General features: G+C 41.0%; 25 protein-coding genes and 1 pseudogene. 15 read left to right on the top strand and 11 right to left on the bottom strand.

Annotation, left to right across the window (positions count from 1 at the left end; genetic code table 11):
• Positions 1-6: 6 nt before the first annotated feature.
• Positions 7-2,073: a glycine--tRNA ligase subunit beta gene (gene glyS / locus FH976_RS05540; RefSeq protein WP_194089912.1), complete on the bottom strand. Its 2,067-nt coding sequence runs from the start codon at positions 2,071-2,073 to the stop codon at positions 7-9.
• Positions 2,074-2,075: 2 nt separating this feature from the next.
• Positions 2,076-3,005 carry a glycine--tRNA ligase subunit alpha gene (glyQ, locus tag FH976_RS05535; protein WP_194089911.1) on the bottom strand — a complete coding sequence of 310 codons (930 nt, stop codon included), beginning with the start codon at positions 3,003-3,005 and terminating at the stop codon, positions 2,076-2,078.
• A gap of 323 nt (positions 3,006-3,328) precedes the next feature.
• Here glyQ and FH976_RS05530 point away from each other — a divergent pair, with 323 nt between their 5' ends.
• A complete protein-coding gene (locus FH976_RS05530; protein ID WP_194089910.1) occupies positions 3,329-3,883 on the top strand; it encodes a manganese efflux pump MntP in 555 nt (184 codons plus the stop codon).
• 102 nt (positions 3,884-3,985) lie between these two features.
• Here FH976_RS05530 and tusA read toward each other — a convergent pair whose 3' ends face one another.
• Together tusA and cyaY are read right to left on the bottom strand one after the other, a co-directional pair.
• Positions 3,986-4,231 (bottom strand): sulfurtransferase TusA, encoded by a 246-nt coding sequence (gene tusA / locus FH976_RS05525; RefSeq protein WP_190332034.1) that lies wholly within the window; start codon positions 4,229-4,231, stop codon positions 3,986-3,988.
• Positions 4,232-4,234: 3 nt separating this feature from the next.
• Entirely contained in the window at positions 4,235-4,549 is a 315-nt protein-coding gene (gene cyaY / locus FH976_RS05520) for an iron donor protein CyaY (RefSeq protein ID WP_194089909.1), read from the bottom strand.
• 136 nt (positions 4,550-4,685) lie between these two features.
• On the opposite strand from cyaY, the pseudogene lptM reads away from it, so the two are divergent.
• From lptM to FH976_RS05475, 9 genes and pseudogenes are all read left to right on the top strand, one after another.
• A pseudogene (gene lptM, locus FH976_RS15855) lies at positions 4,686-4,784 on the top strand (LPS translocon maturation chaperone LptM); the annotation flags it as partial.
• A 137-nt stretch (positions 4,785-4,921) separates the two neighbouring features.
• Positions 4,922-6,172, top strand: coding sequence for a diaminopimelate decarboxylase (gene lysA, locus FH976_RS05510; RefSeq protein WP_194089907.1), 1,251 nt, complete (start codon positions 4,922-4,924; stop codon positions 6,170-6,172).
• A 79-nt stretch (positions 6,173-6,251) separates the two neighbouring features.
• Positions 6,252-7,082, top strand: a complete 831-nt coding sequence (gene dapF, locus FH976_RS05505) for a diaminopimelate epimerase (protein ID WP_194089906.1) — start codon at positions 6,252-6,254, stop codon at positions 7,080-7,082.
• Between the two features lie 125 nt (positions 7,083-7,207).
• Entirely contained in the window at positions 7,208-8,032 is an 825-nt protein-coding gene (locus FH976_RS05500; protein ID WP_194089905.1) for a DUF484 family protein, read from the top strand.
• A 2-nt stretch (positions 8,033-8,034) separates the two neighbouring features.
• Entirely contained in the window at positions 8,035-8,985 is a 951-nt protein-coding gene (gene xerC, locus FH976_RS05495) for a tyrosine recombinase XerC (RefSeq protein ID WP_194089904.1), read from the top strand.
• A 60-nt stretch (positions 8,986-9,045) separates the two neighbouring features.
• Positions 9,046-9,774, top strand: a complete 729-nt coding sequence (gene yigB, locus FH976_RS05490; protein WP_194089903.1) for a 5-amino-6-(5-phospho-D-ribitylamino)uracil phosphatase YigB — start codon at positions 9,046-9,048, stop codon at positions 9,772-9,774.
• Positions 9,775-9,917: 143 nt separating this feature from the next.
• Positions 9,918-10,712: a transporter substrate-binding domain-containing protein gene (locus tag FH976_RS05485; RefSeq protein ID WP_194089902.1), complete on the top strand. Its 795-nt coding sequence runs from the start codon at positions 9,918-9,920 to the stop codon at positions 10,710-10,712.
• Positions 10,713-10,806: 94 nt separating this feature from the next.
• Positions 10,807-11,754: an amino acid ABC transporter permease gene (locus FH976_RS05480; protein ID WP_194089901.1), complete on the top strand. Its 948-nt coding sequence runs from the start codon at positions 10,807-10,809 to the stop codon at positions 11,752-11,754.
• Between the two features lie 40 nt (positions 11,755-11,794).
• A complete protein-coding gene (locus FH976_RS05475; protein ID WP_194089947.1) occupies positions 11,795-12,520 on the top strand; it encodes an amino acid ABC transporter ATP-binding protein in 726 nt (241 codons plus the stop codon).
• A gap of 32 nt (positions 12,521-12,552) precedes the next feature.
• Here the strand turns inward: FH976_RS05475 and FH976_RS05470 are convergent, their stop codons facing one another.
• Entirely contained in the window at positions 12,553-13,179 is a 627-nt protein-coding gene (locus tag FH976_RS05470; RefSeq protein ID WP_194089900.1) for a tRNA-uridine aminocarboxypropyltransferase, read from the bottom strand.
• 89 nt (positions 13,180-13,268) lie between these two features.
• A complete protein-coding gene (locus tag FH976_RS05465) occupies positions 13,269-14,822 on the bottom strand; it encodes a hypothetical protein (RefSeq protein WP_194089899.1) in 1,554 nt (517 codons plus the stop codon).
• 83 nt (positions 14,823-14,905) lie between these two features.
• Between FH976_RS05465 and FH976_RS05460 the strand changes: the two genes are divergently transcribed.
• Positions 14,906-15,358: an EVE domain-containing protein gene (locus FH976_RS05460; protein ID WP_194089898.1), complete on the top strand. Its 453-nt coding sequence runs from the start codon at positions 14,906-14,908 to the stop codon at positions 15,356-15,358.
• Positions 15,359-15,416: 58 nt separating this feature from the next.
• Here the strand turns inward: FH976_RS05460 and FH976_RS05455 are convergent, their stop codons facing one another.
• Together FH976_RS05455 and FH976_RS05450 are read right to left on the bottom strand one after the other, a co-directional pair.
• Positions 15,417-16,241: a Cof-type HAD-IIB family hydrolase gene (locus FH976_RS05455; protein WP_194089897.1), complete on the bottom strand. Its 825-nt coding sequence runs from the start codon at positions 16,239-16,241 to the stop codon at positions 15,417-15,419.
• Between the two features lie 81 nt (positions 16,242-16,322).
• Positions 16,323-17,318, bottom strand: a complete 996-nt coding sequence (locus FH976_RS05450; protein WP_194089896.1) for an alpha/beta fold hydrolase — start codon at positions 17,316-17,318, stop codon at positions 16,323-16,325.
• Between the two features lie 208 nt (positions 17,319-17,526).
• Here FH976_RS05450 and FH976_RS05445 point away from each other — a divergent pair, with 208 nt between their 5' ends.
• The gene (locus FH976_RS05445) at positions 17,527-18,537 is read left to right on the top strand and encodes an amidohydrolase family protein (protein WP_228767349.1); all 1,011 of its coding nucleotides are present in this window, start codon (positions 17,527-17,529) and stop codon (positions 18,535-18,537) included.
• On the opposite strand, the gene FH976_RS05440 is transcribed toward FH976_RS05445, so the two are convergent.
• On the bottom strand, positions 18,521-18,862 hold the full coding sequence (locus FH976_RS05440; protein WP_194089895.1) for a DUF2500 domain-containing protein: 342 nt from the start codon (positions 18,860-18,862) through the stop codon (positions 18,521-18,523). The two genes, FH976_RS05445 and FH976_RS05440, sit on opposite strands and share 17 nt — an antisense overlap.
• Positions 18,863-19,045: 183 nt before the next feature.
• Here FH976_RS05440 and FH976_RS05435 point away from each other — a divergent pair, with 183 nt between their 5' ends.
• From FH976_RS05435 to FH976_RS05425, 3 genes are all read left to right on the top strand, one after another.
• On the top strand, positions 19,046-19,417 hold the full coding sequence (locus tag FH976_RS05435; protein WP_194089894.1) for a DUF4145 domain-containing protein: 372 nt from the start codon (positions 19,046-19,048) through the stop codon (positions 19,415-19,417).
• A gap of 799 nt (positions 19,418-20,216) precedes the next feature.
• Positions 20,217-20,843, top strand: coding sequence for a lysoplasmalogenase (locus FH976_RS05430; RefSeq protein WP_194089893.1), 627 nt, complete (start codon positions 20,217-20,219; stop codon positions 20,841-20,843).
• 57 nt (positions 20,844-20,900) lie between these two features.
• Complete coding sequence (locus FH976_RS05425) at positions 20,901-21,485, top strand: YhgN family NAAT transporter (protein ID WP_194089892.1); 585 nt, start codon at positions 20,901-20,903, stop codon at positions 21,483-21,485.
• 141 nt (positions 21,486-21,626) lie between these two features.
• On the opposite strand, the gene FH976_RS05420 is transcribed toward FH976_RS05425, so the two are convergent.
• Both FH976_RS05420 and rsmD read right to left on the bottom strand, forming a co-directional pair.
• On the bottom strand, positions 21,627-21,899 hold the full coding sequence (locus tag FH976_RS05420) for a DUF1145 domain-containing protein (protein WP_194089891.1): 273 nt from the start codon (positions 21,897-21,899) through the stop codon (positions 21,627-21,629).
• Positions 21,900-21,902: 3 nt separating this feature from the next.
• Entirely contained in the window at positions 21,903-22,502 is a 600-nt protein-coding gene (gene rsmD / locus FH976_RS05415; protein WP_194089890.1) for a 16S rRNA (guanine(966)-N(2))-methyltransferase RsmD, read from the bottom strand.
• Positions 22,503-22,625: the final 123 nt, after the last annotated feature.

Below are 22,625 nucleotides of genomic sequence, written 5' to 3'. Positions count from 1 at the left end.
ATTGGCTTATTTTTGCAATAAAGAGATGTCTGCAATCTGCAAGAACAAGTTACGTAAGTTGTTCAGCAGAGTTAAACGGTTTTTCTTCAGTGCTTCATCATCGCTCATGACCATCACGTTATCAAAGAAAGCATCCACCGGCTCACGCAGTGCTGCCAATTTACTTAACGCTTGTTGGTAATCACCCGTTGCGAATGCAGGTTCGAGAGCTTCTGTCATCACTTCAACTTCTTCTGCTAAGGATTTTTCAGCATCTTCTTGCAATAAAGTAAGATCGATATCCGCGCTCAATTCACCATCAAACTTGGCCAGAATATTACCGACACGCTTGTTGGCAGCTGCCAGTGCTTCGGCTTCATCCAATCCACGGAAATGCGATACCGCTTTTACGCGTTGATCGAAATCCAATGGTTTAGTTGGGCGACGAGCCAATACCGCTTGGATGATATCGATGCTAAAGCCTGCATCTTGATACCAAGCACGGAAGCGACCAAGCATGAATTCAAGTACGTCGTCTTCTACATTCTTGTTACTAAGTTCGACTTTAAATTGAGCTTTGGCTTGAGCAATTAATTCAACCAAGTCTAGGTTATAACCTTTCTCAACGATTATGCGCAAAATACCGAGTGCAGCGCGACGCAAAGCAAATGGATCAGAGCCTTTTGGCGCTTGGCCAATACCGAAAATCCCCACCAGCGTATCGAGTTTATCGGCCATCGCAACGCTTGCTGCCACATCTGAACTTGGTAGTGAGTCACCAGCAAAGCGTGGCATGTATTGCTCGTTTAGTGCTACTGCAACTTCTTCATCTTCACCATCATGGCGCGCATAGTGCATGCCCATTACGCCCTGAGTGTCGGTAAATTCAAATACCATTGATGTCATCAAATCACATTTGGCTAATAAGCCAGCGCGTTTTGACTTAACCACATCTGCGCCAATCGCCTGTGCAATTAAGCCGGCTAATTCGGTGATGCGATCGGTTTTGTCTTTGATGGTACCCAGTTGTTTTTGGAAGATAGCCGTTTCAAGTTCTGGCAGATGAGATTCTAGCGTGCGCTTGCGGTCTGTGTTGAAGAAGAACTCCGCATCGGCTAAACGTGGACGAACCACTTTCTCATTACCTTCAATTACTTGACGTGGATCTTTTGATTCGATGTTTGAAACAAAGATGAAGTTTGGCAGTAGCTTCTTATTATCGTCATACACTGGGAAGTATTTTTGATCGCCTTTCATGGTGTAAACCAAGGCTTCAGAAGGCACTTTCAAGAACTCTTCTTCAAATTTCGCGGTTAACACAACCGGCCATTCCACCAAAGACGTGACTTCTTCGACTAAATCATCTTCAAGATCGGCAGTACCCCCAACAGCAGTCGCGGCTTTTTGAGAATCACACAGAATAATCGTTTTACGTGCTTCGTAATCCGCCATTACTTTGCCGCGTTCTTCGAGCAAGCTTGGGTATTGATCGGCATTGTCGATAGTGAATTCACGTTCACCCATAAAGCGGTGACCACGAATGATGCGAGCAGACGCCACGCCTAAAATTTCGCCTTCGATCAGTTCATCACCTAACAAAATGGTCAAGGTTTTGACTGGGCGAATAAATTGGATTTCTTTATCAGCCCAACGCATTGGTTTAGCGATCGGAAGATTAGCTAGTGCTTTAGCTGCCATATCAACCACTAAATCTTTTACTGCTTGCCCTTTGACTTGTTGTTTGTGCAGTAACCATTCGCCTTTATCGGTTTTCACACGTTCAGCTTGTTCAACCGTAATGCCATTACCGCGAGCCCAGCCTTGAGCTGCTTTGGTTGGGTTACCATCAGCATCAAATGCAGAAGCGATAGCAGGGCCACGTTTTTCAATGATTTTATCTTGTTGGCCTTCTTCCAAATCAGTTACTTTTAATGCTAAGCGACGAGGTGTGGCGTACCATTTAATTCCAGCGTGAGTGATATCTGCGGCTTTTAATTCAGCTTCAAAGTTAGCTGCAAAGCTTTCCGCTAGCGTGCGAAGTTGTGTTGGTGGCAGTTCTTCTGTTCCGAGTTCGATTAAGAAATTCTTCGCCATGATTACTTCTCCTCGCTAGTGTTGGATGTATTTTTAAGCATCGGGAATCCCAACGCTTCACGAGAGGCGTAGTAAGCTTCTGCAACGGATTTGGTTAAGTTACGAATGCGCAAAATATAACGCTGACGTTCAGTTACTGAGATCGCTTTACGCGCATCGAGTAAGTTAAACGCATGACCTGCTTTTAAAATACGTTCGTAAGCAGGAAGGGAAAGCGGTGTATCTAGCGCAAGTAGCTCCTGACATTCTTTTTCACATTGATCAAAGAAGCCAAATAGGAAATCCACATCCGCGTGCTCGAAGTTATAAGTTGATTGTTCCACTTCGTTTTGGTGGAAAATATCGCCGTAAGTCACTTTGCCTAGTGGGCCATCTGTCCATACTAAGTCGTAAACAGAATCAACACCTTGGATGTACATCGCCAAGCGTTCAATACCGTAAGTGATCTCGCCGGTTACTGGTTTGCATTCAAGGCCACCGACTTGTTGGAAGTAAGTAAATTGGGTTACTTCCATACCGTTTAGCCATACTTCCCAGCCTAAACCCCAAGCGCCAAGTGTTGGGTTTTCCCAGTTATCTTCTACAAAACGAATGTCGTGCACTAAAGTATCAATGCCCAGCGTTTCAAGTGAACCGAGGTACAGTTCTTGAATATTGTCGGGAGACGGTTTGATGATCACTTGAAATTGATAGTAATGTTGCAAGCGATTTGGGTTTTCACCGTAACGACCATCGGTAGGGCGACGTGACGGCTGAACATAAGCCACCGCAATTGGCTCTGGGCCGATCGCACGTAAACAAGTCATCGGGTGAGAAGTCCCCGCGCCCACTTCCATATCTAAAGGTTGAACAATGGTACAGCCGACTTGGGCCCAATAATCCTGCAGAGCGAGGATCATTCCTTGAAAGGTTTTGACGTCGTATTTTTGCATAATGTGATTTGCCTACTCTGTTCGCGCATAAGGGGCTATTTGTATTTCGAATCCATGTTGTTTGAATCGATGTAATTTGAACTTCATTATTACAGCTCACCGATTCGTCATTAATCACAACACGAAATACAAACAACCCCTGATAAAAATAGTGGTTCAGTATAGCGAGTTCACTTATTCGCCTCAATCTGTGATTACAGTAAAAGTTCAGGATTGCAGTAAAAGAAAAGAACTTATAAGCTTTGTCCGCAAAATAAGCCTGAAAAAGGCAAAAAGAATTACATCGATATAAGTTGAGTGACGGTATTGAAGAGAGATAAGCAATGTTAGATGTGATTTTGTTGGCATTAGCGTTAAGTATGGATGCTTTTGCGGTATCGATCGGATTGGGTTCGAAAGTGAGTAGCGAACCAACGAAGCCAATCAATGTAGCGCTAAAAGCGGGTATTTATTTTGGTGTGTTCCAAGCCCTAATGCCGTTTATTGGTTTTCTCGGTGGCCATGGCGTTTTGGACTGGGTGGAAGGCTACGCGTCTTATATTGCTTTTATTTTATTGTTATTTATTGGCGCTAAGATGATTTATGAATCCTTTTCTGAAGGGATTGAAGAGGATATCTGCCAAATTACCCATCGTATAATGCTGACGCTTGCGATTGCGACTAGTGTCGATGCAATGGCGGCTGGATTTAGCTTGCCACTTTTGAATGTTAATCCATTTTTAGCTTGTGCGATTATTGGCTTTATCACTTTTGTGTTTAGTTTCTTAGGCGTGTTTATTGGTCGAAGAAGTGGGACTTGGCTGGAAAGTAAAGCTGAACTGGCTGGTGGTGTGGTATTGATATTGATCGCGTTTAAGTTTTTATTGCTTGATGCTTGAGCGAGGCAAAGTATCAACTGAGTAATACTAGTTCTATCATGTTTTAAGGCCGTTAAGTGAATATCACACAACGGCCTTTTTGATCTTGGAGTACAGAGAAAGTCATAACCCTTTCTTGATCAAAAACTGATAAGGCAATTGTTCAATTTGAGCGGCAATCAATTGATGATCCATAAAACGGCAAAAGCTTGGAATATCACGCGTGGTGGAGGGATCATCGGCGGTAATAAGCAACGTTTCTCCATCTTGCAGTGTGCGGATGGTTTTACGCACCATCATCACCGGCTCAGGGCAGCGTAGGCCATTCGCATCTAAAACCTTATTGGCGTTGTTGGGGTCAAAAGGCATCGTTTATACCCACTCAATCTCTTCATCTGCATGCTTAGCACATTCATCTTTGACTAAAGCAAATAATTCAGCGCCTGTTTTTGAGCAGATCCAGTTGTTATCAACATATTTAAAATGATAGCCACCGGACTTAGACGCTAGCCAAATCTCATGCATGGGCTCTTGGCGATTAATTATGATTTGGCTGCGGTTTTCAAACTCAAGTGTCATCACATTTCCCGACACTTCATAATCAATATCTGCGCCTGAATCGTCAATGGCTTCTTCGATGGCGGTCATTTGAATATCGACCAATTGGTGGAATTCAGTATCATTCATTGTTTGGTTGTCCTTTGTTGATAAAACATGGGCAGATAATGCTTTCGATATCGCTTGATCTTGGGGTGTTTAGTATTGCTTTTCTTGTGTGTGGTGCGATTATAGAGGGCATTAAATCATTAATCACGATATCGATATGAAAAAACATACTTTAGCATGGTTTGCCTTGATGGTAACAACGTTAGCAGGATGCGGTCAGACGGGTCCACTTTATTTACCAAAAGATGAACCAAAGCCAACCAATACGGGCACAATCTCGATTAAAGGTTCTGATGGTTCAGTGACCACCACACCAGCGACAAGTGATGAAAAATCGAAGACAGAAACTCAACAATCTCAACCTACAGAATTGGCACAGTAAGGAAGACAAAATTGGATTATTTTAATTATCAGGATGATGGTCAGCTTTGGGCTGAAGAGGTATCACTTACTGAACTTGCACAGCAGCACGGCACGCCACTTTATGTGTATTCACGTGCCACACTTGAGCGTCATTGGAAAGCCTTTGATTCTTCGGTAGCAAACCATCCTCATTTGGTGTGCTATGCCGTTAAAGCCAATTCGAATATTGGCGTGTTAAATGTGTTAGCTCGCTTAGGTTCTGGTTTTGATATTGTTTCTGGCGGTGAGCTTGAACGTGTTATTGCCGCCGGTGGCGATGCGAAAAAAATCGTCTTCTCTGGTGTGGGTAAAACCGCCGCAGAGATGAAACGAGCTTTAGAGTTAGGGATTAAATGTTTTAACGTTGAATCAGAACCTGAACTTGAGCGTTTAAATAAAGTGGCGGGCGAGTTGGGTGTGATTGCCCCGATTTCTCTGCGTATTAACCCTGATGTTGATGCGCATACTCATCCTTATATCTCGACGGGTTTGCGTGATAATAAATTTGGTATCGCGTTTGATCGTGCGCCACAAGTGTATGCACTTGCTAATAGTTTACCGAATTTGAATGTGCAAGGCATCGATTGCCATATTGGTTCTCAATTAACCGAACTAACGCCATTTATTGATGCCACTGATCGCTTATTGACCTTGATTGATGAGCTAGCCGCGCAAGGGATTCATATTCGCCACCTTGATGTTGGTGGCGGTTTAGGTGTGGTATATCGTGATGAATTACCACCGCAACCATCCGATTATGCTAAAGCGTTATTGTCTCGTTTAGAAAATCACAGTCATCTTGAGTTAATTTTTGAACCAGGGCGAGCTATTGCCGCTAATGCAGGAATTTTACTGACTAAGGTTGAATTGCTAAAACCAACTGAGTACAAAAACTTTGCCATTATTGATGCCGCAATGAATGACTTAATTCGTCCATCATTGTATCAAGCTTGGATGAATATTGTGCCAGTCGCGCCGCGTAAAGGTGAAGCGCTCATGTATGATTTGGTCGGCCCGATTTGTGAAACCGGTGATTGCCTTGGGAAAGACCGTGAATTAGTGCTTGAAGAAGGCGATTTACTGGCGATACGTTCTGCTGGCGCTTATGGTTTTGTGATGGCATCGAATTACAACACGCGCGGTCGCGCCGCTGAAATCATTGTAGATGGCAGCCAAGCGCATGTGGTTCGTCAGCGTGAAAAAATTGAGTCTTTGTGGGAATTGGAAAGTTTACTTCCATAAGACCTAAATTTTATCGTCTTAACCTACAATATTAGGTTAAGGCGATGTTTTATTTAAAACGAGTTATTAACGAGGCGATATGCATTTCCATTTTTCTAAAATGCACGGGTTGGGTAACGACTTTATGGTGGTCGATTGTATTACCCAAAACATCTTCTTTTCCCCTGATCTGATCCGTCGTTTAGCCGACCGTCATACTGGTGTTGGTTTTGATCAATTGTTGGTGGTAGAAGCGCCTTATGATCCAGAAACAGATTTCCATTACCGTATTTTTAATGCCGATGGCAGTGAAGTAGAACAATGTGGCAATGGCGCACGTTGTTTTGCGCGTTTTGTGCGTATGAAAGGCTTAACCAACAAATACAGCATTAATGTCAGCACTAAAAAAGGTCGCATGATATTAAAAGTGGAAAGTCACGATCTCGTTACCGTGAATATGGGACATCCGGTGTTTGAGCCAAGTAAAATTCCATTTAAAGCCAAACAAGCTGAAAAAACCTATATCTTGCGTGCGGGCGTACACACTTTATTTTGTGGCGCCGTTAGTATGGGCAATCCGCATGCAGTCACCATTGTTGATGATGTGGATACCTTTGATGTTGAATCGATAGGGCCATTACTGGAATCGCATGAGCGTTTTCCTGAGCGTGTTAATGCGGGCTTTATGCAAATTATCGACCGTAAGAATGTGAAATTACGTGTGTATGAACGTGGTGCGGGCGAAACTCAAGCCTGTGGTAGTGGCGCGTGTGGCGCTGTGGCGGTGGGGATTGATCAAGGCTTACTCGATTCAGAAGTCACCGTACAATTGCCGGGTGGTGAGTTACGTATTTTCTGGGTTGGCGAAGGTCATCCATTGCATATGACTGGCCCTGTGGCACATGTGTACGATGGTCAAATTACCTGCTAAACATACTCTTCATTTTTGAAACTGCAGCTTTGTTGACTACGTTTATTCACCCCAATTGTTTAGCCAACTAAACTCATGGGGCTGAATAATCTTGCCGCCTCACTGCAATTCCAATTATTTTGAGTATGCGGTCAGTCGATGTTGAAAGTATTCAAGATCCATTAGCTTTTTATTATATCAACCTGAAAGAGTGCATTGTGGTGTCCGTAACTGAACAGAAAATAGCAGCTGATAATTTAACGGCTGAAATTGTAGCTGATTACTTAAAAGATCATCCTGATTTTTTTGCTGATCGTGGGCGCCTGTTGGATCGGTTATCCATCACGAACCCACAGCAAGGCGCGGTGTCATTAGTTGAAATTCAAATGCGTCGTCAGCGACAAAAAATTAAAGAACTTGAAGAAGACATTACTCAACTTATGTCACTGGCGGCGAAGAATGATCGAACTTTTCATCAACTTATGGATCTTCAACAACAGCTATTACGTTGTGATTCTTTAACTCAACTAGTTGAAGCGCTTGATGGTTATTCCAATGCCATTGGGCTGAAGTCGCATATCTTTTTGCTCGATCAAAATCATAATAAATGGGCGTTGGAATCTGAAACCTACCAACGTTTTATGACCAATCATCTCAATGGTAAACAGGCTTATTTAGGGCGTTTAAATCGACATGATCGCCACGCTTTATTTGGTGGTGAACGTTTTCATAATGATGAATTATCAGAGCTTGGCTCTTATGTGATTTTACCTTTAGTGCGTAAAGATGCGTTGGGGTTACTGGCATTTTCTAGCCAAGAAGGTGGCCACTTTCAACCGGAGATGGATACTTTATTTTTACGACATCTGTGTGCTTTAGTGGCATTTTTAGTGGTGTCGATAAATGATAATAAAGAGGTTGAATCTGCCTCTGTTAGTGTTGAAAAACTCAGTTGTGTGAATGAGTCTTAAGCATGAGCCTTGAATCAGATGAACTTTCCGACAGCTTCGCGCAACCATTGCAGCAGTTTTATGATTATCTCATCAATGAAAAAGGCTTGAGTGAGCGCACTAAAGTCAATTACCAACAACAACTTTGCACTATCGCGTTGCAGCTCTCTGAATCAGGTCTTACGGGTTGGCAGGAGATTGACGCTGCTTGGGTTAGACAAGTGGCGAGCAAAGCTAAGCGCGAAGGCCTAAAGGCTAGTAGCATTGCCACGCGGCTTTCTTCTCTCCGCAGTTTTCTTGATTATCTTATTGTGATTGGGGTATTGAAGTCCAATCCTGCCAAAGGTGTATCTGCGCCTAAAAAACAACGACCATTACCTAAAAATCTTGATGTCGATGAGATGGGAATTTTGCTGGAAGTGCAAGATGACGATCCATTGGCTATTCGAGATCGCGCCATGATGGAGCTTATGTATGGCGGTGGTTTACGTTTGGCTGAATTGGTAAGCATTGATGCTAAACAAGTACATTTAAGTCATGGCAAAATGGATCAAGGCGAGATTCGCGTGATTGGCAAAGGAAACAAAGAGCGCAAAGTACCGGTATCGGGTTACGCAAAAGAATGGTTAGAGCGTTGGTTAAATATTCGCTCATCTCTTGCAGCAGAAGGTGAACCCGCTTTATTTGTTTCTCAACGCGGTAGCCGTATTTCGCATCGTAATGTGCAAAAACGTATGGCTGAGTGGGGAATTAAGCAAGGTGTCTCAAGCCACATTAGCCCGCATAAGCTGCGTCATTCTTTTGCTACTCATCTGCTTGAATCTAGTGGTAATTTACGCGCGGTACAAGAACTACTCGGGCATGAAAATATCTCCACCACGCAAATTTATACCAGCCTAGACTTCCAACATTTAGCGCAGGTGTATGATAAAGCGCACCCAAGAGCCAAGAAAATCAAAAAATCGGACGATTGAGTGGGCTGATAGCATTATTGGACTTATCGTTTCTCGTGACTGCTTGTATAAGGATTATTTATGCCACTTCGATTTTATCGCAACATTCCTGTCATTAAAGCCATGACCTTTGATCTTGATGATACTCTTTATGATAACTACCCAGTCATCATGTCGGTTGAAAAAAGAGCGGCTGAATGGATGCATCAACATCATCCGATCAGCAAGAAGATGGATCAGAAGCAATGGCGCACCTTTAAACTCAACCTTGCCAAGCAAACCCCATTTTTGCAAAGCGATGTTAGCGAGTGGCGCTTTCAACAGATCCGTCAGGGATTAATGCGTTTGGGTTACGATGATCCAAACGCTTCTCAAGCCGCGAAAGAAGTAATGGATCAAGTGTTCATTTGGCGCCATGAGATTGATGTTCCTGACCTTACTCATCAAGTTATGAGAAAGCTGAAGCAACATATGCCTTTGATTGCGATCACGAATGGTAATGTGAACCCGGCTAACATTGGCATGGGGGAGTATTTTGATTTGGTGCTAAATGCTGGGCCAGATGGTTGGGCGAAACCGCATGCTGATATGTTTACCACCGCATTAACACACTTAAATATGCCGGCTGAAAATGTTCTGCATGTTGGCGATAATTTGATTTCTGATGTGGCAGGTGCGAAATATGCGGGCATGCAAGCATGCTGGTTAAATGATTTTGACAAAGCATTGAAACAGCAAGATGATGCCATATTACTGCCAGATGTGGAGATCACTTCAGTGAAAGATTTATTGGCTTTTATTGGTGAATAAAAATGAGGGAAGTAATGACTGTCTGATTAAAAGGTTTAATGCTATTGATTAGTTTGTTATAAAAGCATGAAGACTTATTCGTTAGGTCTATTCTTCGAGGCTCATGATGAGCTCGATCTATCATTATAAACACGGATGTTATTATGAAAAAAATGATCCAAGCGGCTGCCCTTGCAGTATCGCTTTTTGCCGCGACGTCAACGATGGCAGATACTACGCTACAAAACATTTCTAAATCAGGTGAGCTGCGCGTGTGCTTTGATGCCGGTTATATGCCTTTTGAGATGAAAGCCAAAAATGGTGAATTCATTGGTTTTGATATTGATCTTGGTCAAATGTTGGCGAAAGCGATCGATGTGAAATTTACGCCTGTGAATACTTCTTGGGACGGTATCATTCCTGCTCTGTTAACCAATAAATGTGATGTGATCATGGGGGGTATGACGATTACGGCTAAACGTAATATGCAAGTCAACTTCACCCAACCTTATGTCGTTATTGGTCAAAGTATTCTATTAAATTCTAAATTAGCCGGTACGGTTACCAGTTATCGTGATCTCAATGATGCCAAATACACCATTGCTACGAAGCTTGGTACGACAGGTATTGTGGCAGCTGAACGCTTCCTTCCAAATGCAAAAAAAAATAAATTTGAAACGACCGCTGATGCCGCTCTTGAGGTTTCGAATGGTAAAGCTGATGCGTTTGTTTATGACTTACCTTTTAATGCGATTTATGCCGCGCAAAATAAAGGCCAAGTGGTTCATCTTGACCAACCCTTTACCTTTGAACCGCTTGGGTTTGCCGTTCGTCAAGGCGATGCTGATTTCCTTAATTTCCTTAATAACTATTTAAACCAAATTAAAGGCGATGGTACTTACGATCGTATTTACAACAAATGGTTTAAATCGGCTTCTTGGTTAAGCAAGGTTCAATAATCTCCTCTTAAACACAGCCAGTGATTTATTTTTACAATGAACACTGGCCGTATTTTATTGATGTAATTTTAAATATGTTCACTAGAGAATTCTTATGCAACCTAGACCCAATAAAGTTTTTTGGAATTTAGTGTTTGTAGGCATTGTTGTCGCATTGTTTTCACTCATTTATTTATCCACTTCACGCATTAATTATCATTGGAATTGGGAGCGTGTCGTTCCTTACGTTATCAATACCCAACCCGAAATTATTACCGCGCCTCGTGATGGGGATGTTGTGACGAATTCACAAGGCAAATTGATCCTACAATCGGTTGCTGGTGATGAGTTAATGGATTTGTCGCCGTTTAAAAACTTGAATGTGACAGATGGTGATTTGGTATTTGAAGGCGACACACTGGCGGAGCGTAGCCAATGGCGACTCGGCACGTTAACGAAAGGCGTGATCGTAACCATTCAATTATCGGTCATGTCATTAGTTTTTGCTGTGGTGATTGGTATGGTGGTCGCGCTAATGCGGTTATCAAGTAATATCGCATTGCGCAATTTAGCCATTAGCTATATTGAATTAATTCGTGGTACACCATTATTAGTTCAAATATTCATTGTGTATTTCTTTATTGGTACGGTTTTAGATTTAGAGCGATTCACTGCGGGAGTTGTCGCGTTGTCTATGTTTACCGCCTCTTATGTGGCAGAGATCATCCGCTCTGGTATTCAATCTATCCATAAAGGTCAAATGGAGGCTTCTCGTTCATTAGGCATGACTTATCCTCAAGCGATGACTCATATTATTTTGCCGCAAGCCTTTAAACGCGTATTGCCACCCATGGCAGGGCAATTTATTAACTTAATTAAAGACTCTTCTTTAGTTTCTGTGATCGCGATTACCGATTTGACCAAAGCCGGTCGAGAGGTCGTCAGTGGTAGCTTTGCGCCATTTGAAGTGTGGTTTACCGTGGCTTTATTGTATTTAGTGCTAACCGGCAGTTTATCGTGGGCCATTCAGGTATTAGAAAAGAGGTTATCTGTCAGTGATTAATTCTAATGAAACTCGCTCGCCGACACTACAAGGTGAGCCAATGATAGTCGCCGAGAAAATTAATAAAATTTACCCTAACGGTTGTCATGCTTTAAAAAATGTTTCCGCGACAGTTAAGCGTGGCGAAGTTGTGGTCATTGTTGGCCCTTCTGGTTCGGGGAAATCAACTTTTTTACGTGCTTTAAATCAGCTAGAAACCATTAATGATGGCAGCATTGTGATTGATGGTACGGATATGTATGCGGGTAAAACCAATATAAATATTTTACGAAAAAATGTTGGGATGGTATTTCAAAGCTTTAATTTATTCCCACATAAAACTGCATTAGAAAATGTCATGCTTGCGCCAATGGTGGTATCTAAGCGTAGTAAAGCTGATGTTGAAAATGATGCCAAAGCATTGATGGATAAGGTGGGGTTAGCCGATAAGATGACGAATTACCCAAACCATTTGTCTGGTGGTCAGCAACAACGAGTGGCGATTGCTCGTGCATTAGCGATGCAGCCGCATATTATGTTGTTTGATGAACCGACTTCTGCTCTTGATCCTGAAATGGTGGGGGAAGTATTAGAAGTTATGAAAAATCTTGCTAGTGAAGGGATGACCATGGTGGTTGTGACGCACGAAATGGGGTTTGCACGTGAAGTGGCTGACCGAGTGCTGTTTATGCAAGATGGCGAATTACTGGTGGATGCAAGTCCGAGTGATTTCTTTGATAACCCTGAACATCCTCGATTACAGCAATTTTTATCTATGCTGCTTTAAACCGGCTGATGTTGACCAATAGTGCCTACTTTCTAACGGGTGCTATTGGTTTGTGTATGCACTCGATGGTGTCTATCTTCTTCATATACCTCTAAAAATAGCTCGAAGTAATGTTGTAGCTGTTTTATTTCTTGTTTATTCCCAGCCTCTAATTCGGTTAATAACCCAATTCCTACCTCACAAGTACATAAGTTACCAGTGGCTTGATTGCGGCGCAGTGCGTAATGCGACTGTTGTTTCGGTTGTAATATAACTTTGGGTAAAAGGCTTAACCACGGGCTTTTGTTGATCATCTTTTTGGCTTCTTGCCATGTGCCATCCAAAATAATAAACAATGGTGAAGTATGATCAGCTTGAGTTTTTAGCGTATTCATATCAATCGCATCTTCATTAGGAAATACCACATAACTTGGTCTTTGCTTTATTTGTTCAAGTAAAGCGGCTGGTGGATTCACGCGATCCCAAATATGCACTTGGCAATGAGGTAAGCACTGTTGTAGCAGTTTGCCGGTATTAGTCGAGCGGCTGAGTTCGTTGGGGTGAGTGAGCAGAGCAATATTGAGTGAGGAAGATAGCATTGGGCGCTGATTGCATAAACACTGGTAACGTAAACTGCATTTAGGACAAGCGGGTGGCGTGGATGATGTGGTATTAGACATGCTGAACTCAATAAAAAATGCGCAGAATAAATTATATCATTACTCCGCGCATTTTAGTCCGTAAGGGGCTGTCAATATTGATGTAAGTCTTACATTTTTACCCCGTGGATCGGTGATGTTTGATCGGAAAATAATACGACTGAACTCAGTGATTTATTGTTTTCTTCTTTAAGGTCTGGTGCCATGCTCGCATTATTGGGGTAACTGACCCCGGTATATTCCAATATACGGTTAGACGCTTTTGCACCGCCACCACTAACTGGGATAATAAGGTCACGCCAGCCATTGTGCTGATAATTCGCTAATGTTATTGGACCTCGCATAGTGGTGATACGGCTATTGAAGCGCCAATTATCATTGTGGTTTTCAAATATTAACATGGTGCAACCGCCCGTTCCGCACCAATTCATCATCGCTAATAACTCGTCTTTACCATCGCCATTTAAGTCATAAGTTAGCCAAAGATAACGACTACCTTTGGGATTAGTACGATGCATGGCGAAGTAATCTCTCAGTGTTTTATCGACTTTTGCATCAAAATTTTTGCTGGCGATGATGGATGCACTGGCTAAATCGGGCAGAGGCCCTTGAGTTTTTTTATCCTGACTCTCAATCATGGTGATTTCTGATTGCATGCGATTGAGCTCTAGGCGCTGTCCTAGTGGGTAGATTTGATTATTGATTTGTTCTTTATCGGTACTTAATTCAAAGCCTCTTATAGTAAATAAACGTTGCGACACCACGGATTTGTCTTGGTGTTGGGTCATGACAACGTGCAATTGTTGACCGTTCGCTTGTTGCCAAAATCCATGTTCGCTTAAACTTGGGTCGCCGTTTTGATATATATAACGAGTGGTCGCAGTATGATCCGAATTTAACTCTAATTGGGTGGATAGGCCATTGGTATAACCTTGGCTTTGATAAATACCAGTATACGTTACTGAGTCATTTTGACTGGCCAGTGCCGCGCAGCCTTTTAAGGTTTTATCTTGAGTGTTTACGTTGGCACTCCAGGCAAATAAAGCTCCGCTCATGGTGTCTTGGCAGGTTTCTTTATCGAGCGTTAGAGTACTCTTTCCAAATTGATAGCGGCGCTGAGTTTGGTTGCTGTTACTGTTATTGATCGCGCTATTGGTTTGGCTATTATCCATATTCGTTTCGGTGGCCATTCCTTTCTCTATCGTGATATTCCAACTTGGTTCATTACCAAAAGCTCGTACTGCCGTGTGTGAACGCTGACATTGATTGCCCATTTCAGGTGATATTTGGTTAAGGTCTGAAACCACAAAACGCGCAATATAAGCAGAAGAATTGCCCTTGGTTGGCGTTGGTTTTAGTGCACCGAATAACTCTGCATAAAATGAAGTGTGGGAGTCCGCTTTGAGTTGATTGAGTTGCGCTAAGATACTGGCGGGCAATTCTAGCCAATATTGAGTTTGGCTATTACAAGCTTGAATCACATAACCATTATCCTTAAAGCTTACTTCGCCAGACAGAATATAAGGTTGTACCTCAACGGTCTTCACTACAGAAAGTTCTGTCGTTTTTGGCTTAAGTTCTTGTGGTTGGGTAGGGGCTTGACTAGAACAAGCCACTAAGAAAGAAACCACAACAAAACTCAGTGGGATTGTAAAAGCCTTCATGTTACTTTTCCTTGCTGTGAATAAGAGGAATAATACCCGCCAATTATTTGGGTATAGACTGACAATAACGAGTAAGGTTCATTATGGCATATTGGTTATTTAAAACAGAACCAGACACTTTTTCTATCGATACTTTGCAGGCACAAAATGTCTCGTGTTGGGAGGGAGTGCGCAATTATCAAGCTCGTAACATGATGAGAGATGAGATTAAGATCGGTGATGAGGTATTGGTTTACCATTCGTCTTGCAAACAGATTGGGGTCGCTGGAATCGCCAAGGTTGTTAAGGAAGCTTATCCCGATTATTTTCAATTTAATGAAGCCAGTGCGTATTTTGATCCAAAATCTGATTTCAGTAATCCGCGCTGGATAATGGTGGATATTGAATTCGTTAGAAAGCTCGATCGCATTATTAGTTTGAGCCAAATGAAAGCGATGCCTGAACTGAGTGAAATGCCACTGGTTAAAAGAGGTAATCGATTGTCGATCATGTCAGTTTCTAAAGCCGAATGGTTCGCTATTTTAGAGAAGGAATAAAATAATAAAGGGAAAGAATCGCTGATTTAGGATCAGCGATATCTATTTGAAATAAAAACTACAGTAAGTGGTCTTCTAAATAATGCGCGACTGCTTCATCAGTACAGCAACCGATGACTTCGTTATTTGGCAGAGCCAGCTTCACTTTTTCATGCGCGGTTTCCATGACTAAACCTTTATGCGCCGCTAATAGCATTTCGACATCATTCATTCCATCACCAAAAGCAATGCAATTCTCTAGCTCTTTACCGAGGGTTTGTGCGACAGCTTGCAGCGCATCACCTTTCGATACATTAAGCGCCATCATTTCTAAGCACCAAGGCGTTGAGAAAGCGATACTTAAACGGTCACCATATTGCGCTTTCAGATCCGTTTCATATTTCGCTAAATGATCATGATCAGGATGAGTGAAGAATAGTTTGGCGATATCTTCAGTTGGCGCGTTGTTGTCATCAAATAGTTGGTAATTGAATCCAGATTCTTGATGATGTTGGCTGAGTTTTAAGTCTTCTTTATTGGTGAGCCAATCATTACTGCGATAAATATGAATGCTGTTGGTTGGATCTTGCTTGATGATATTCACAATTGGTTGAATCAGCTCAGGTTCAATGTTTTTGCTATAAAATAATTCATTATCTGGCGTATGAACACGTGCGCCATTTGAGGTGATCATGTAAGCCGGAATACCTGCACTGGTTCTGAAACTTACCACATCAACATGGTGGCGACCTGTAGCAAAGATAAAAGTAAAGCCTTGTTGGTGCAGTTTTTGTAACGTCTGCTTGGTGAAATCACCCAAGGTGTGATCGGGTAAGAGTAGTGTGCCATCTAGATCAGAGGCCACAATGTGGTAAGGATGAGCGGATTGTGAAGAATTTGACATATGACCTCTATTATTAATCAAGCTAGTGCTATTTAAGCCGTTAGTGTACGTGAATTAAAGCGGAAGAAAGAGGGTAAACTTTTATTTCTTCTTTTCCGCTTTAAGGAATTCTAAAGTGGCCGTTAATGCTTGATTGCGCAGTGCATCGGTTTCAAAAAAAATCTCATGCCGCGCGCCTTTTATTTCCACTAGTTGGGCTAAATCAGGTGTATGTTGATTGATTTTTTTTACAAAACGATACTGAGCGGCATTATCGACAACGACATCTTCTGTCGCTTGCAATAATAATACAGGGATACCTATCTTACTGGCTTGTTGATGGCATAAGCGCGCACTGGTAAGAGCTTGATTCACCCAATGACTACTTGGTCCACCGAGCTGAATACTGGGGATGTTGTCATACAGTTCACGAAACCATTGATAACGAATCGGGCTATGGGTGAGCTCATTAACAGAGAAAGGTTTGACGTAGTAGCCGCGTTTTCCTGGTAAATAGGCCATTGGAGATCGAAATGCCATCCAACGGGTTAGAGGCCTTGAGAGCCAACGTAAATACCAAGGCATGTGAATACCGACCATGGGCGCACTTAACACCACACGATCAAATCCATGCTTGGGATAGGTTTGCAAGTAACGAGTGCCAATCGCTCCTCCCATCGAGTGTGCCATTAAGAATTTACTTTGATACGAGGAAAGATCAAAGTGCTCAAGAATATGATGTAAATCTTTAATGTAGTAATCGAAGTGTTCAACATAGCCGACATGAGGATCGGGCGTACTGCGTTCAGATAAACCTTGACCACGGTGATCATAAGAATAGATATCATAACCTTGTTGAAATAAGTCGTAGAATAATTCTTGGTATTTGCACACACTTTCAATTCTTCCATTCACTACCACAATGGCTTTGGTGTGTTCAGGACGAGTGAAAGAGACCCAATACAGTTTTTTTCCTTCTTGCCCTTCAATTGTCCCTTTTGTTTTTGTCTCCCAAAAAGGCGTTAATGTGCTGATAGAGAATGCTAATAAGCTCTCTTCTTGGCTAAAAGGAAAAGGGGAATGACTTGGGTGATTCATGGTGATTCCGAATTAATAATATTGGCGTTCATGGCTATAAACTATGCCATTAATTGCGCATGATCCGTAGTGTTTTTTCGAGTAGATTAAAGGCTTAGTTTACCGTTATATTGAACCTTCGCTGGCTTGTTTGGTCTTTTAAAGAGATCTTATCGAAGATATAGATACCTATAATAACTGTGAGTTTAAAGCGTTATTGGAGAAAACATTGAAATTAAGTACATATTTTAGCCTTGGTGTGTTGATATTGAGCAGTGTGGTGTCAGCAAAAGAGGTAAGACAATATCATTATAGTGATGGCCATTTGCACTATGTGAATTTCTTTCAAGAAACAGAAGGAATGAAAAAGCTAGTGATGGATATGGATAATAACCATGTTGAACATGCGATGATTTCAGGGATCAGTGTGGTGAAAAAATGGGATAAAGATGAGCCGCAAAGACCGCCATATTACATGGGGGATGATGCGAATGTTTATTGGTATAGCGCAACCGATGTATTAGTGGCTAAAGCGGTGCAGTCATTACCAAAAAGCCAACAAGCGCGTTTTCATCCTTTTATTACCGGATTTAATCCAACCGATCTTAACGCGGCTGAACATATTGAACGTATGTTGGACTGGGATCCTAATTTTTGGCAAGGCATTGGCGAAGTCTTTGCTCGTCACGATGATTTAAGTGCATTAACTTACGGGGAATCGGCAACAGCAGATCACCCTGCAATGATGAAGGTGTATCGTTTAGCGGCCAAGCATCATTTACCTGCGATGGTTCATTCCAATATCACGTCGACTCGAGTTAAAGAGCCTATTTATTTAAGTGAAATGGAAACGGCGGTTAAAAAAAAACCTAAAACGACCTTTATTTGGGCGCATGCGGGAACAAGTGCTTCCATTAATCGTCGGATCCATCTGAAATTTTTATATTCTGAAATAAGCCGAATGTTGAAAACCTATCCCAACTTGTATATCGACATGTCATGGAGCTTATTGGATAACTATTTATTAAATGAAGACAAGTCACCGAGCCAAGAATGGTTGGAATTGGTTGAGCGCTATCCGAACCGGTTTTTTATTGGATCGGATGTGGTGGGAAAATTTGATTCTTTAGGGCGCATTTTACAAGAATTCAATGGCTTCTTAGACGCGCTTCCTGAAGATGTTGCTAAAAAAGTGGCTCGAGATAATTTCTTAAACTTATTACCTAAGCGTCGCGATTAATCGTTTTAGCAAAGTGCATGAATTTAGTACCACGATACGTTAACACCCCTTTATCTCCAGGGTTTAACGCGTGGTAGTAATGTATGCCTATTTTAAATTCTCGTTTAGGGCCTATTGGTGCTTTTTGCACATAAATCCAATACTCTTGATCTTCTTCACCCGGTTGTGAATCTGGAATATCAACGGCTTGTTTATCTAATACGACTACTTTTACTTGCTGATCTTTAGCGTTGGTTCCTAGGGTATGTTTTTGATGGAAGGAAGAATAGGTAATAAAAGAGACAATAATCAGTAACAGTAAACATAAGAGTAAAGTGATAGGCATTGTAAATATCCTGATTAAAATTAGGATGTTAGTGTATCTATTTGTGGGTTGTAATGACGGTAACGTAATCTGAATTCGTGATCTAGGTTGTTTTTAATAAGATATTTTCATCTGTTGGCATTACTTTGCAGTAAGCTATTTAGACTGTTAATGGTGAATGAGTAAGCGAATAAGGAGGGGGCGGTGTCTGATATTGAAAAAGTAGTTTCTTGTACTCGGCGTTTAGAGCGTCTACTTAGAGAGAAGTACTATGCTCAAGGCCAAGGATTGATTGAATTAGTTCAAAGCTGCGAGCAACGCTTACCCCATTCGATTATTAAGAAAATACATCACGTTGCCGATATTCGTCAAAAAGTTGTCCATGACGATGACTATCAATTAGACGATCCTATTGCTTTTGAGCGCATGTGCCTTGAATGCGAGAAAGAGTTAACCCCGAGAAGCGGGCGATTTATTTGGGGAGTGGCGATTATTTTGGTTTTAGCGATGACGATAGGCGCCATTGTATTTTATAACATTCATTGGGACGTTATTGAGCCGCATTTGCCTCGTTGATGAGGTATCCGAATGCCAGATAAACAAAAGGACGCTTGAGAGCGTCCTTTTTGTTTGTCTGTCAGATTAAGAAATCATCGGTAATGTCATTAAACCAACCATTATTGCGATCATTACTAATCCTTGTTTTTGTGATGTTGTCATTGTGTGAATTCCTTTGGTTGGTTGGATTTAAAACAACTATACCAATAAAAAGGATGTTGGTATAGATCTATTTGATAAAGGCTTAAAAATATAAGTTTAATGTCATGGTTTTATCTATATTAAGTCATTCATCGGTTATTGATTTTAATGTGGAATGATAAGTTTCATTTATAGTATGTGTTTTAATTTTTTAAGTTATTGTTTTTTATTGGTTTAATTTGTATTTTTTTTAGTTGTTATTATTGTCTATTTTATATTGATTCATTTTGGTGGTAGGGCCATTTAGGTGGTGTTATCTGACATTTTTTCAGTTTTGTTTTTTGGCTTGTTGTTTTTGTGTACATGTTCATCCATTTTTCATACTTAACTTGTGTATTTGAGTCTTATTTTTAAGTTTAAATTTTATTATTCTGTTTTTTATGGTTCACTATTATAGATTTATTTTTTATAAGTAATTGTTTTTTATTAATTTAATTTAACCTCTTTATTTGCAGTGTTTATTTTATACTTGATTTTGTTAGCTTTAGTTCCATAAAGCATTCTATGATGGTTTTACAGCGAAGTAGGCCCATGTTTGGATTGAATTGTTTTTAATCTTTACCTTCTAAAGGTGTCTCTTTACACTAAGTTCATTATTTTTCAGCTTGGAGGTCACATGAGTTATTGGTTAACGATGGGTGTATTGACGATATTCATGTGTATCTGTATTAAGACAGAATCTTCTATGGCTCTAAAATTCTTAAAACCTGCCTCCTTAATGGCCTTGATCTTATCTGTCTTCTTCTTTACCACGACGCCTCATTCTTTATCTTATTTCGCATTACTATGTGGCTTAGCTTTGTCTGTGTTTGCACAAATAAGAGAAGTGTCGGGTAATCAGAATAAAAGAGGGCAGTTGATCTGTTTTGCTTTGGTATCTCTTTGTTATAGCGTGATGTTTTGGATCCAAGTCGATAAGGTGAGTTGGGTGGTACCTGTTATTTTGTTAGCTTTCTCTATTATCTTATTCTTTTTGTTACTTCCTCTCTTCGATGGTTTTGTCATTCCTGCCGCGGTGATTGGCATTATTGTATGGCAATTATCTTGGGCTGCGGGTGAAGTGTGGAAGCTGCACCATACGTGGTCTCATTTTACTGGGTTTATCGGCAGTCTGTTTCTCGCGCTCTCTGCTTTGATTTGGGTCATACACCATTTTAAGAGCTCTTTTCGATATTCTAACTATTTATTCTTAGTGGCATATTTTGCTTCTCAAACGTTAATTACCAGTTCGATTATTTTTTAATGGGTATGATTTAGTTGTATGTATTTGTCTGTCTGATGTGATGCTTTAAGGAGAACAATGGAAATCATCTCTGCCGCAGTAATGTTATTTTTAATTATGGATCCATTGGGCAATTTACCTGTGGTACTGTCGATTTTAAAACATTTGGATCCTAAACGACGCCGAAAAGTCCTGGTGCGAGAGTTATTGTTTGCATTGGGTATTTTGTTGCTGTTCTTATTTGCTGGAAAATCTATTTTAGGATTTTTACATGTTCAACAAGAAACCTTGAGCATTTCTGGCGGATTGATTTTATTCATTATTGCGATAAGAATGATTTTTCCACAACCCGGAGGTGTGGTCGGCTTAGCGGCAGGTGAAGAACCTTTCTTTGTGCCTCTAGCGGTTCCTATGATTGCTGGACCGTCAGTGATCGCATCGTTGTTGTTGTTATCGAGTAAAGCGCCTGAGCAAATGTTGGATTGGTCTTTGGCGGTATTATTGGCTTGGGTGGCGACATCGGCTATTTTGATGTTCTACAGCTTTTTCCATAGTGTATTAGGGGAGAAAGGCCTGAAAGCCATAGAACGTTTGATGGGATTGTTGTTAGTTATGATGTCGACTCAAATGTTCTTAGATGGATTAAAGAAATTTCTAGAGTAGCGTTATTTACAACCGAACATTTATAAAGCCGTATCGAGACTGGATATGGCTTTATTGTTTTTGGTTTAGCAAAATTACGATGTTAAAAGGACGTTGGGATAGAAATGGAGTGAAGCAAAAGTGCTTTTAGATAATCCCCAATTATTTTAAATATTTATTTTTAATATCGATCAGCGCAAAAGTGCCAAAAATAAAGATCGATATTTTTTCCCTACGTGTTAGTTGCACATCTTTTCCTAAGGCGTCACCAGAAAATAGTAAGCTTTGTAGACCATGCATAAAAATGGTAAATATTGCCATTACGTTTAATGCTATGTGAGTAATGCCGGGGAAAGGTCGAATGAAATTAGTAATAAAGACTGCCCACACGACCAACATGAATAACTTAGCCAAAAGAGTGAATATAGTTTTCATAATTTACTCTACATTACGTTGATAAAGGCGATAGCAAACTTGCCCTGCTGTTTTCTCGCGATGTAACTGCCAATCTTGTGGTAAGGATGGCAACTTTAATTCTTTTTCGGTTTCGATATAAATAAGAGCTTCAGTGCTGAGCCAGTTGTTTTCAGCTAATAATTCGATCGTTTTGTCTAATAAGTCCTGGCGAAAAGGCGGATCAATGAAAACCACATCGTAAGGTTCTCCTGATTGTTGTAAAAATAACAGGGCATCTTGTTGTAATACATCAATATTACTTGCTTTGAGATCGATGACATTTTTGCTTAATTGTTGTTTGGCTAATTTATTAAGCTCCAACATAGTAACGTGAGAGGCTTGTCGTGATGCGGCTTCAAAACCAAGTCCGCCAGAGCCTGCAAATAAATCTAAACAACGAGAGTCGGGAATATCGCTAGCTAACCAATTAAACAGGGTTTCTTTGACTCTATCGGTGGTTGGACGTAATCCTTCAGCATCATACACTGGCAGCTTTCGGCCTCGCCACAAGCCACTAATAATACGTACAAAACCGCCAGTTGACTTTTTTGTTGAGGGTTTTGATGTGTTACGTTTGACCATTGTTTTTCTCATTACAGATAGATTTTTTTGACCATAGAATAAATGATAGTATATACCGAAATAACCTTGAGATACTGCTTCAATTAACAAGATGGTTATCAAAGAGTATTAAAGATAAACAGA

The sequence above is a fragment of the Vibrio hibernica genome (genome assembly GCF_015223435.1).
Classification (GTDB): domain Bacteria; phylum Pseudomonadota; class Gammaproteobacteria; order Enterobacterales; family Vibrionaceae; genus Vibrio; species Vibrio hibernica.
Note: the sequence above shows the minus strand (reverse complement) of the source record. Positions and strands in the feature narration are given on the sequence as shown.